Source organism: Anaerocolumna sedimenticola (genome assembly GCF_009931695.1).
GTDB lineage: Bacteria > Bacillota > Clostridia > Lachnospirales > Lachnospiraceae > Anaerocolumna > Anaerocolumna sedimenticola.
The window spans coordinates 777,967-790,010 of sequence record NZ_CP048000.1; the positions used below are offsets into that span (position 1 = coordinate 777,967).

General features: G+C 35.3%; 8 protein-coding genes and 1 pseudogene. 3 read left to right on the forward strand and 6 right to left on the reverse strand.

The genetic code is table 11. The features are described from left to right. On the reverse strand, positions 1-2,562 hold the full coding sequence (locus tag Ana3638_RS03405) for a response regulator (RefSeq protein ID WP_161836783.1): 2,562 nt from the start codon (positions 2,560-2,562) through the stop codon (positions 1-3). Between the two features lie 211 nt (positions 2,563-2,773). Beyond that, positions 2,774-2,980 (reverse strand): helix-turn-helix domain-containing protein, encoded by a 207-nt coding sequence (locus Ana3638_RS03410; protein WP_161836784.1) that lies wholly within the window; start codon positions 2,978-2,980, stop codon positions 2,774-2,776. A gap of 147 nt (positions 2,981-3,127) precedes the next feature. Here Ana3638_RS03410 and Ana3638_RS03415 point away from each other — a divergent pair, with 147 nt between their 5' ends. Further along, complete coding sequence (locus Ana3638_RS03415) at positions 3,128-3,568, forward strand: helix-turn-helix domain-containing protein (RefSeq protein ID WP_161836785.1); 441 nt, start codon at positions 3,128-3,130, stop codon at positions 3,566-3,568. Between the two features lie 172 nt (positions 3,569-3,740). On the opposite strand, the gene Ana3638_RS03420 is transcribed toward Ana3638_RS03415, so the two are convergent. From Ana3638_RS03420 to namA, 3 genes and pseudogenes are all read right to left on the reverse strand, one after another. Continuing rightward, positions 3,741-4,214, reverse strand: coding sequence for a VanZ family protein (locus tag Ana3638_RS03420; RefSeq protein WP_161836786.1), 474 nt, complete (start codon positions 4,212-4,214; stop codon positions 3,741-3,743). A gap of 132 nt (positions 4,215-4,346) precedes the next feature. Further along, complete coding sequence (locus tag Ana3638_RS03425; protein WP_161836787.1) at positions 4,347-5,399, reverse strand: acyltransferase family protein; 1,053 nt, start codon at positions 5,397-5,399, stop codon at positions 4,347-4,349. Between the two features lie 201 nt (positions 5,400-5,600). After that, positions 5,601-6,622: pseudogene (namA, locus tag Ana3638_RS27000) on the reverse strand (NADPH dehydrogenase NamA). A 282-nt stretch (positions 6,623-6,904) separates the two neighbouring features. Here namA and Ana3638_RS03435 point away from each other — a divergent pair. After that, positions 6,905-7,729, forward strand: coding sequence for an AraC family transcriptional regulator (locus tag Ana3638_RS03435; protein WP_161836788.1), 825 nt, complete (start codon positions 6,905-6,907; stop codon positions 7,727-7,729). Positions 7,730-7,752: 23 nt separating this feature from the next. Next, a complete protein-coding gene (locus Ana3638_RS03440; protein WP_161836789.1) occupies positions 7,753-8,655 on the forward strand; it encodes a DMT family transporter in 903 nt (300 codons plus the stop codon). 9 nt (positions 8,656-8,664) lie between these two features. Here the strand turns inward: Ana3638_RS03440 and Ana3638_RS03445 are convergent, their stop codons facing one another. Then, positions 8,665-11,037: a putative bifunctional diguanylate cyclase/phosphodiesterase gene (locus Ana3638_RS03445; RefSeq protein WP_161836790.1), complete on the reverse strand. Its 2,373-nt coding sequence runs from the start codon at positions 11,035-11,037 to the stop codon at positions 8,665-8,667. Between the last annotated feature and the right edge of the window lie 1,007 nt (positions 11,038-12,044).

The window sequence follows — 12,044 nt, forward strand, 5'->3', positions numbered from 1 at the left end:
TCAGGATAATTTTTTAAGATATTCTGATACACTCATACCTGTTATCTCACGGAATACTTTGTAAAAATACTTGGGGTCGGAAAAACCCACACTGTAGGGAATATCCTCCTTAGGCAATCCTTCATTTAATAACAGTGATATTGCAACCTGGATACGGTAGTTTTTAAGGAACTTGGTAAAGGTAATTCCAATGTCCTTATGAAATAAGTAACTGAAATACTCTTTGGTCATTCCCAAACACTCCGCGAAATACTCTTCACTGATCTTCGCTGCATAATTTGCTTCAATAATCCGCAGGGCTTTTAGTATTAAGGGATGGGCCAGTGGATATTGCTTCTCCAAATCAGCAACAGCCTCTTTTAATTTCTGGTAATCTCTATTATTTAAACGTTCCAGTACGGTCTTAACCTCCTCATAAGTTACCGGTTTCACCAGGAAACCCTTAACTCCGAGAGAAATTGCCTGTCTTGCCGTTTCAAACTGCTCATAGGCACTGATTATTACAAATTCACTATTAACTCCCATGGATCGAACGGCCTTAATTAACGCGATTCCATCCATGTAAGGCATTTTAATATCTGTAAATACCACATCCGGTTTCACAGACAATATCAGCTCCAACCCTTTTCTTCCATCCATTGCTTCTGAAACCACTTCATAATCCTCTGAGATAGAGGTAATCAAATTATGTAAACCTCTTCTGGCCCTTTGCTCATCTTCCACAATCATCACACGCATATTCATCCTCCTCTGACTGTCTGTTGGGAAGGTAAAATATAAATTTTGTTCCGCCCCCTGATGGGTTATCAGTTTAATCTCCATTGCCCTGCCATAATACATGCGCATCCGGGTTACCACATTGGATATACCGATACCAACCTTATTTTTATCCGCCGCTAAAGGATTCTTTATAATACTTTGTATTACCTCCTCCGTTTTTTCATCCATTCCCTGTCCATTATCTTCAATCGTAAGTTTCAGCCTTTTGCCGGCAGCTTTCCCTCGTATGACAATTTTTCCTCCTTTCTGCTTTCCTAAAAAGCCATGTAAAATAGAATTCTCAACGAAAGGTTCCAACATGAGTTTTCTGCAGGGCCACCCCTCGAAAGCTTCCGAAAAATCTATTTCATAATCAAATACGTCTTCCAGACGAAATTTCTGCAGATACAGATACTGCTCAATCCAGGCCAGTTCCTGAAAAAAATAAACATCCTGGTGTTTCTGGTCAAAGGTATACCGCAAAATATTCGAGAGTTTTTTAATTAAAACGGATACTTTATGATTTCCCGCTTCTATGACTTCATAATTGATTGCTCCTAAGGTATTACAGATAAAATGAGCATTTATCTGGGATTCCAGGGCTGCTCTTTCCGCTCTTTGCTGTTTCTTCATGGAGATCACTTTATCCCGGTGGTGTTTTTCAACCTTTTGGTTCATTTCCTGTAAGGCATCAATCATATTGTTATATTCCTCTGCCAGTTTCCAGATTTCATTACGTCCTTCTATTATAATCTTATGGTTAAGGTTCCCTTTCTTAACTTTCAGAATAGATTGGTTAATAGCATTGACCGGCTTTAAGACCAGAAATTTAATTAAAAAGAAAAAGGCTATCATCAGAAATAAGATAATTATGTAAAATACGGTTCCCCTTAAATAAATCACATCCACCTGATGTTTCATTTTCAGCTCATCAATGGCTATATTTATGTTCCAACCAACTTTCTCAATCTTTGCACTGATATTCTGAAGATTTTCCTGAGTTAAATATTCCTCCTGCTTTTTCCCTATGTAAGCTGTGTCTTTATGGTACAATATAATCCCGCATTCGTCCGTAACGTATCCCATTGCCAGATCCTCGCTGTTTTGATGAACCGTATCCAGGAATTCACCCAATACTTTACTGTTAAAAGATAAGACTACGGAATGTGTCACATTGTCGAAAGATTTATCTCCTTTAAGAGGTACGGCAATGTGAAATACATAAAGAGATTTATCCCCCGGATGGGTGAGATAATAACTGTCCGCTTTGTATTTTGGCAGGGTATCTTGTTTTAAGAGTTCAAATAACTGATTATTAATCTGATAGAGAATATCCATGTTATCCTTGTTCCAGAATTTATAATTCGTGTAGTTCTTACGGTCATACTGAAACAGCATTCCTTTATCCGATACAATACAGATATTTTCAATCCACCTGGAGTACTGGGAATACCGGCTTAAGGCATTCATTAAATCCCTGCTGATTCTGGTACTGTTGCTGTCCTGTAACTCATAAGCCTTTACCTCTTCATAAAGATAATTGTCATTGGAAACTTCCGCTGCAATCTGTATAAATTCCTTAATAATTAAATTAAGGTTTTGATTGATCGAAGATAATACTACAATCTCCGTACTGTAAGTTTTATCTTTTAAGTACTTCTTGTACTCCTGTTTCAGATAACCTTGAATTACAATAAAGGTAAAGGTGACTAAAACAAGAAATACCAGTACAAACGAACACCATATATGGGACAGATAGTAGGTTTTTAGCTTTCGGTATAGAGAATTCTTTAAAATACTCAACTTAATCGTTACCTTTCCTTATGATAATTTTTTAATTGATTTTACGGATTTTAGTTACAATTTTATCCGGTAAATCCTCTCATCAATACATAAACAGCATGTCCTTCTTTACTAACAATATTGCGGTTTGTCCGTAAATATGTATTTATTCTTATAAAATAGTTCAGAACAATTTAAACCGCTGTCATGTCAATGACAGTTTCCTTTAACACTATGCCTTTCTGCAGATTTCAGAAACGGGACACCCTAGAACATCCGCTACAGCTTTAACTCTCAATTCACTGACTTTGTTTTCGCATTCTTCCATTCTATATACAGCGTTATTACTTAACCCGGCAAGCTTAGATAATTTATGCTGTGACAGCTTTTTTTCTCTTCTTTTTTCAATCAGTTTCCTAGAATTCACGATAACCATCATAAATCACAACTCCTTTCAACTTATACACTTGTAAAAGCTTTAATCAATTATAAGTTATGCGATTGTAAAAGTCAACGCTTTGATGCATTATTTGTTTTACATTTGTATAAATTTCTGATATACTTTTTTGGGATTGGGGGTGTTTTCATGGATGATCAAAAACAGATCATTGCTAGAAGAATAAAAGAATTACGCTTAGATAAGAGATTAACTCAGAAGGAATTAGCAAAACAAACCGGGCTGAGTGTATCTTCAATTATTGGATATGAAAATGGCTTACGAGAGCCAAATTCCAAGGCTATGGCAGCTTTGGAAAGGTTTTTTCGTGTAAGTGGCGATTACTTGCGTGGAGAAATCGACCGAGTTACTTTTCATAAAAATAGTGATGTTATTGATAATGTACTTAAAGAAAGTCTGGACTTTGTATCAAAAAAAATCATAAACACTGAATCCGACCATACTTCTTCTTTAGAAGGAGTAAGACTATTAATCAATTACTACTTAAGCCTAAATGATACGGGTAGAACAGAACTTCTCAAAAGAGCCTCTGAGCTAACCCAAATATCATCCTATACAGATATGTTTTAATAAAAACATAATATATCATTGTAATTATCTGGTCCTTATTATGTTAAAAAATACTTCCTTGGTTATGGTGATTTTTAAACGGTTATTAAAGGTGTTTCATGGGAACTGTAAAATGCCAATTGCATTTCATTGAAATACCGCATTTTCATTTAGTTTCACTCCTTTCTCATTCTTACGCTGATGTTATGGAAAAAGTAAATAAGTAAGTAAAAAATAATACTCCAAAGATCATGCCAAGACTATCAATAAGTACATCCGTAAATTGACCGGACCGCCCTAATATAAACAACTGATGAACTTCATCCGTACAGGCATAAAAAAATCCAAATGCCATACACCAGACTATTAACCTACCGTTATTGACCTGATATTGATACAACGCAAACGCCATTGAAAGTGCAAGTGCCGCATATTCTGTTACATGCCCTAATTTTCGTACAAAAATATGAAGTACCTGAAAGGATATTTTCTCCTGCGCCGGTTTAAAATCCAAAAAAGGTACACGAATAAAAAAGTTGATAATCTTCTCTGTCAGATTAGAACTCATTGCAGAAGACTGCAGGCCGTTTGCAGCCGAAAAATTATATATTAAAAATAAAATCAGTATGGCAGGCATCCATACCCAAACCCTTTTAAGCTTTTTCATTTATAATCCAATTTTCTTTCTTATTACCTTTAAATTATTTGTATGGCTTTTGCCGCATATATTATTATTCTCCCCAGCTATTTTAATTTTAATCAATATAATACAAAACCGGAAAACGCTGTCTTTCATCCACTAATTCAAACTCTCTTTCCTACGCCTAAATGATACTTTTTGTCCTACCATAAATCTTAACTTCGTATGTCTTATAATAAAATCCAAGGCTGTAAGTACGATACATATGATAACTAATGAAGTTCCCATCTTTATAAAATATAGCTTTTTTGAGAATCCCATAAATTGAAAGATATGTAACTCTTTATATACTTTTTCAATGATCGGAATCAAAATCGTCTGGTGCCATGCATAATACACTAATGAATTCTTTCCAATATACCTAATCGGTTTCATATCAATAGAGTAAGAAAAGATAATCACAAAGAAGATTCCTGCAAATGCTGCTATAAAAGTCAGTGGAGCAAATCCATATCTGCTTTCGTACATTTCCAAACCAGCACCGGCAATTCTTACTGTCTCTGCTCCACATACCAGGTTAAGTACTAAAAACAATATAAGATTAACGATTCTAAGTTTATTTCTAAAAAGAATATCTTGAATTTGATGTATATTTTTGAACAAATAACCAACATAAAAAAAAGAGATTCCGGTTAAACAAACATCTACATTCCAGGGTAATGGGCCTCCCCCAGCCTTATAATACAGTAAACCCGCAACTGTTAGGATAACGGTTATCAATCCCAGTTTTATATAATTATCCTTTACCAGTTTCACGAACAGATAAAATAAAATTTCCAGGAAAAACAGACATGCGATAAACCATAAGGTCCACATTCGGCGTTGTATGATAAAACTTTTTGCTACATTAATATAATCATTTATATTTCTTTGATAGCTTGAATACATTTCCCAATAGGTATACAGGATCATAGGGATTCCCAATGCCATATATGGAATCAGTATTGTTTGAACTTTTCTTAGCAGAAATTCTTTAAAATTATATTTACTGGCCGAGAATACGCAGCCGGATAAGAAAAAAAATAAAGGCATATGAAACGTATAAAATTCATTTCTCAAAAACGATTCTCCCAAGTGCCCAATGATAACAAATAGTATACCGTAACCTTTAGCCATATCAATCCATGTTATTCTAGCCTGTTCCTTTGACATAAAACCTCCATTGTCTTTTCTTATGTATTTAAACATACTTTGAACGATCATAACAAACCTGTTGGAAGTTAATGATTCATTCTATGTTTATTTATATGGTAAATTTTACTCTTAGATATCTGTTAAGTCAATGCGGAATTGGGTAATAACATTTGAACCGAATAAAAATGGAATATTGAGAAAGAACAAAACTATATTAAATTAAATTTTTGCCCTTTTATATGGTTCCGGCCATTCGATGTCTTCACTTAATTCCTTTGCTGCCAACAATGGCCAATACGGGCTGCGAAGAAGCTCCCTGCCTAAAAAGATAAAGTCGGCTCTTTTGTTGGAAAGGATTTCTTCAGCCATTAGAGGCGAGGTAATCAACCCTCCGGCTATGACCGGAAGACCGGTATTATTACGGATTGTTTCCGCAAATTTCACCTGGTAACCGGGATATGTTTCCGGCACTACATTAATTACCGCTCCGGAACTTACATTTACCAGGTCAATTCCTTCGTCTTTCACCAGATTAAGCATTTCTGCCATTATGGTGTCGTGATTCCCTTCTTCCGTGTAATCCTCTGCGGAAACTCTCACAATAATCGGTTTCTCTTCCGGCCACACGGTTTTTACTTCTCTAAGAACTTCCTTTAAGAACCGTACCCGGTTTGTCAGATTCCCCCCATATTCATCGGTACGTTTATTGGTAAGGGGGATAAGAATTCACTGATTAAATAGCCATGGGCCGCATGTAGTTCGATTGTATCAAACCCCGCCTTGTCTGCTCTTTTGGCAGCGTCCTTAAAAGCTGTAATCACAGTTTTAATATCCTCTTTCGTCATTTCTTTGGGATTACGGTAACGTTCGCTAAAAGCAATGGCACTGGGTGCAATACAATCTTCGGATAAAACCTCTGATTTTCTTCCGGCATGACCTAACTGGATACCCATCTTAGCACCAAACGCATGACAAGCTTCAACAATCTTACTTAATTTTTCCGCTTGATTTTCATTCCATATACCAAGATCTTTATCCGTGATCCGCCCTCTGTTCTCCACCCCGGTTGCTTCCATGATGATAAGACCTGCACCGCCTACGGCTCTGGTTGTATAATGTGTATCGTGAAAATGATTGGGCATTCCATTAAGGTCCGAGCAAAACATACACATGGGTGCCATGACAATTCTGTTTTTTAATTCCATATTCTTTAATTTCATAGTTGTAAATAGTTTAGACATAATATCCTCCTTGTTATATTACTTTTAAAATTCTGCTGACCGAATGAATAGGGGCCGCATCCATAACTATATTTTATGGGAATTAGCTATATTATTCCATATTTATTTTATCTTACTAATTTATTTTACCATACTAATTTATTTTAATAATCTATTTCTAATAATTAATTTTTTATAAATTTTATTTTTGTTTGACAAATCGGTTAGGGCAATATCATACAAGAATGTTATTGCCACTTGTGGTACACTAATATCAGATAATCAGGAAAGGCGGACAAATTCATGAAACAAGAGATAAGAACAGTAAAATATGATACCGAATTGAAAGTGGAAGCCTATCATTTTCAGGGTATTATGCAGAAATTCCCCAATCATTTTCACGAGTATTATGTGATTGGTTATATCGAAAAAGGACAGCGCTTTTTATCCTGCAAAAACAAGGAATATACCATAGAGCCGGGAGATTTACTACTGTTTAATCCACGTGATAATCATACTTGCGAACAAATTGACGGTAAAACTCTGGATTATCGTTGTATTAATATCCAACCGGAAACTATGAGCAAGACAATCTTTGAAATAACAGGAAAAGAATACCTGCCCTATTTTGCACCCCAAGTCGTTTTTCATAGCGAATTGGTTGCCGTACTCCGGGAATTACACCAGATGATTATGGATGAGGAAAGAGATTTTAGAAAAGAGGAAATCTTCTTTTTCCTTTTGGAGCAGTTGATTGAAGAATATACGGAGCAGGAAGTCCCTGCCGGAAATATGGAACCGAGCACGGAAGCAAGGGCGATCTGTGAATTTTTGGAAAACCACTACATGGAAAACATTACGCTGAATGACCTGTGCAAGCTGACCGGATTAAGCAAATACTATCTGCTTCGTTCTTTTACCAAACAAAAAGGTATTTCTCCATATAGCTACCTGGAAACCATACGAATTGACAAATCAAAGAAAATGCTGGAACAAGGTGTTTTGCCTATACAGGTGGCTCTACAGACAGGTTTTACCGACCAGAGCCACTTTACCAACTTCTTCAAGAAGTTTATAGGGCTGACACCAAAACAGTATATGAATATTTTTAAGGATACTCGCAGTTGATCTTTACATAGAAGGGATTATTCATGAATAGAAATAAAGAAATTACCGGGCATTTATTGGCATTTATTACAATCTTTATTTGGGGTACTACTTTTATCTCGACAAAGATACTTTTAAAAATCATTTCTCCAATTGAAATCCTGTTTATAAGATTTACAATTGGTTTCATTGTGCTCCTTGTGGTTTACCCTCATAGACTTAAGGTTAAGGAAAGAAAACATGAGTTGTATTTTGCCGCATCTGGTTTGTGTGGCGTCACACTATACTATTTGCTCGAAAACATTGCTCTGACTTATACCTTTGCCTCCAACGTAGGCATCATTATTTCAATCGCGCCGTTTTTTACTGCTATCTTCGCACACCTGTTATTAGATGGAGAAAAATTGAGACTGCAATTTTTTATAGGTTTTGCAGTTGCTGTTATCGGCATCTTCCTGATTAGCTTTGACGGAAGCAATCATTTAAAATTAAATCCACTGGGAGATATATTGGCTGTTTTAGCCGCCGGGGTATGGGCAGTCTATTCTGTCCTGATGAAAAAAATCAGCGGTTTTCATTATAACACCATCCAAGCAACACGGAGAATTTTCTTTTATGGATTGCTACTCCTGATACCCGCATTATTTATATTCGGGTTTGAACCAAATATCAATCAAGTGATGCAACCAGTCAATCTGTTTAACATTCTGTTCTTAGGGTTGGGCGCATCTGCCCTATGTTTTGTAACGTGGAACTCTGCGGTTAAACTATTGGGTGCGGTAAAAACCAGCGTTTATATTTATATGGTCCCGGTCATAACCGTTGTTACCTCTGTTATTGTGCTTAATGAAACGATTACCGGAATTGCTGTGTTTGGGATTGTACTTACCTTAGCCGGATTATTTATTTCGGAGATTAAACCTACTGCTAAACAAAAGGAGTTTTAAGGATGATTCTTAAGCCGTCTTAGTTATAGAATCCCCCAGAAAGAGCTCTTCAAACTGATCTGCAGGGACAGGCCTTCCAAGGAAATACCCTTGTATTTCGTCACAGCCCAATTCGACAAGGATATCAATTTGTTCCTGCGATTCCACTCCCTCTGCTATCGTTTTTATCCCAAGAGATTTTGCTAATATAATAACTGCTTTTACAATCTGAAGGTCATAATGATCCGTGGATATGGCATCAATTAACGGTTTTGCAATCTTAATCCGTTCAAACGGGAAAAACTTCAGGTAACTAAGTGAGGAATATCCGGTTCCGAAATCATCTATGGAAATCGATATTCCCAAACTGCGGAATATGGAATCTATCTGCTTAATCCGCTCTTCCCCCTCGATAGCTAAGCTCTCTGTTATTTCGATATCAATATATTCTGGCGGCACAGCATTCTCTTCCATAACTTTCTTAAGATTCGGCACAAAGGTTTTATGATCTAATTGTTTTGGTGAAACATTAATTCCTATTTTTAATCCGGATCCATAAGTATTATTCCATAAACTGATTTGTTTCACTGCCTTTACCATAACCCACTCCCCAATGGGATTTATTATGTTTAACTCTTCTGCGACAGGTATAAACTCAGCAGGCGAAACCCATCCCAGGTCCTTGTTGTTCCACCGTAAGAGGGCTTCGGCACCTATTAATTTTTTATTCGGAATACTAAACTGAGGCTGATAATATACCTGAAGTTCCTCCTCATAATTTAATCGTTTTAAATGATACTCCAGGTCACTTTTGCGGCTTAGTTTTTCAATATATTTTAAATTAAAGGAAACACAGCGGTTCTTGCCTAGCATTTTCGCCTGATACATAGCGATATCCGCATTTCTCATAAGGGTACTTCTGTCCTTAGCATCGGAAGGATAAATGGAGATACCGATACTTATGGTTAAATGGAATACGTATTGTTCCACTTCTATTTCTTTACTGCATTTATTAATAATATCATTGGATAAACGTTCCATATTGGCATAACCGTATTTGCCATGGAAGCACATAACAAACTCATCTCCGCCTAACCTGGCTAAAAATGAGTGTTCACCTGAAAAGGATTGTAAACGCCTTGCAATCTCAATTAAAACTTTATCCCCTATGTGATGACCATACATATCATTAATGGTTTTAAACCGGTCTATATCAATAAAAATAAGGGCAAGCGTTTCCTTTTCCTCCAGGGATTCCAGTTTCTTTTCCAGTGACTGAATGAAATAACGTCTATTGTAAAGCGTTGTGACGGTATCCTGTTTTGACAGGAAATTAAGCTCTTCATTCTTTTCTTCTAATTGTTTGTTCTTCTCAATAATTTCTTTTGTTCTTTCTTCTATTTTTTCTTCCAGCACCTGGTTCATCTTTTTCTCTTTCATTAAGAGCTGCTCATTATCAATATATAGCTTTACATAGTTCCCCAGTATTTGATGTATTACGATAATTGTAAGAAAGAATAATAAGTCCTTAATGACAAAACCCTCATAGGCAAATGCCAATACGGGACAAATCAGTAACAATAAATGCTTCTTGGCAAAACCTACGTTACAGGCCAGTTCTATATCCGTATTACCGGTTGTAGAATTTCTGTAAGTAAATTCAAGGAAAGCACCGATACCGATTAATATAAAGCTGCCTAAGTAAATAATATCGATTGTGGAATTGGGGTTATATAATTGATTAAAATAGATATAATAATAACGCAAATCGATCAGTGAATACATAAGGCTTCCGCTAGCGATCACTTTTAAGTGTACCGGTATCTTTCCCTTACGTACCGATATGTACCATATGCATATACTGACCATCATAATAATATCCAAGTTTATATTAAATAAATTAATGATTTCATCATTGGCTAAGATCTGGTATAGATCTATTTTCTTATGAAAGTAAATAATCCAAAATAAGAATATTAAAGATAATGCAATTGAACAGGAATCCAATAATAGCTGAAGACTGTTCCATTTTTTTACAAGGTAATATCCATATAAAACAACAGCAGCGCAGATAAAAATATTGGGTATTGTATAAAGATAGGTAAGAAGAATACTTTTCTCCGGGTCCAGGGACGGTATAAAATAATAAACCGCCCACACCACATCTGCTAAAGCCCAGAATATGCAGGCATGTCCAAATAATAACCATACGAATTTATAATGATCCCTGTTATTTTTTCTGATATCCTGATAATTTCTTATCATTATAACAAAAGAAAAGAACCCAATAAATGGAGACAATAGATTGGCCCAATTATCAGTCCGAAAGATGGTGGAAATTATATAAAGAAGATAAATAATGAAAGTAATTACTATGTAAATTTTATTACTTTTTTTCATCATCTTATAAAGGTTCCTTTCTTATAGCATAATTGACTAAAATATAAGGAAATACTTACTTGCATTTACATTATTTAACGATGATTGTTACTTTCATTATATAACAAATTATGAGAATATACAAGAAAATGTCCTATAATATTCAAATACTATAGGATTTTTTGGTATAAATATACATTTTTATAGGGTGTGCAGTCTTTCCTACACACCCCATCCCCAAGAACCTTTTCATAAATTATCAAAACCAGAAATCCGGTATAGGTATATTAATCAGGAAGATGGCAATAATTAGTATAGGTCTAACAGCACATGGCATAATATTGTAACCTGTACTATAATAATAGTATATGCAGTATATTCTCTCAACAGCCAGATTGGAGGAATACCATGCTTGTTATCGCAAGCTTAGTATCATTGATAATTATTTTTGTTTTATATTGCCTGATTAGCAATAGGTCTAGCTATGACCGTAGTATTGATGATGAAGAGCAGATGAAATATTTACAGGAGTATAAGAAGTCTGAGAAGTAATTCGTGAAAATTATTATAATGGCTTTCTTTTAATTTTGTTATGCTCTCTTTTATTATCGTATTTTTCTTTTACCTTTCACCGAACTTCTCACTAATTCATCCTCTATTTTAACCTAACTAAATAGACAAAAAACTTAAGGAAAATTTAATCACAGCTCATATAACAGAGTGTTTAGTAAAATAATTTTCCTTGATATCAACCTAAAAAGTACTTGTTGATACTACTTAAGATGATAGTAATTTTTTTGGGGGTAATCATATGTACCTACCATAGAAAAAGGTTTGGTATGCCTAAAATCAGCTCGAAAATCCCTTATATTTTATGTTTCCGGAGAATATTCATAATAAAAGATCATTTTGATGAAGTCGCCGTGGTTAAGCTTTCCCATTGGATCGCCGAATAGAAGTCATCATGTTCAGTTGATTTAATCAGACAAATTATAGGCAGTTTTTGTATCATTCCAAATCCCACCAAGTTT

Bases quoted from the DNA above. Each gene is read 5' to 3' on its own strand.
- Ana3638_RS03410 (WP_161836784.1), bottom strand. From the start codon at position 2,980: ATGATGGTTATCGTGAATTCTAGGAAACTGATTGAAAAAAGAAGAGAA.
- Ana3638_RS03415 (WP_161836785.1), top strand. From the start codon at position 3,128: ATGGATGATCAAAAACAGATCATTGCTAGAAGAATAAAAGAATTACGC.
- Ana3638_RS03420 (WP_161836786.1), bottom strand. From the start codon at position 4,214: ATGAAAAAGCTTAAAAGGGTTTGGGTATGGATGCCTGCCATACTGATT.
- Ana3638_RS03425 (WP_161836787.1), bottom strand. From the start codon at position 5,399: ATGTCAAAGGAACAGGCTAGAATAACATGGATTGATATGGCTAAAGGT.
- Ana3638_RS03435 (WP_161836788.1), top strand. From the start codon at position 6,905: ATGAAACAAGAGATAAGAACAGTAAAATATGATACCGAATTGAAAGTG.
- Ana3638_RS03440 (WP_161836789.1), top strand. From the start codon at position 7,753: ATGAATAGAAATAAAGAAATTACCGGGCATTTATTGGCATTTATTACA.
- Ana3638_RS03445 (WP_161836790.1), bottom strand. From the start codon at position 11,037: ATGATGAAAAAAAGTAATAAAATTTACATAGTAATTACTTTCATTATT.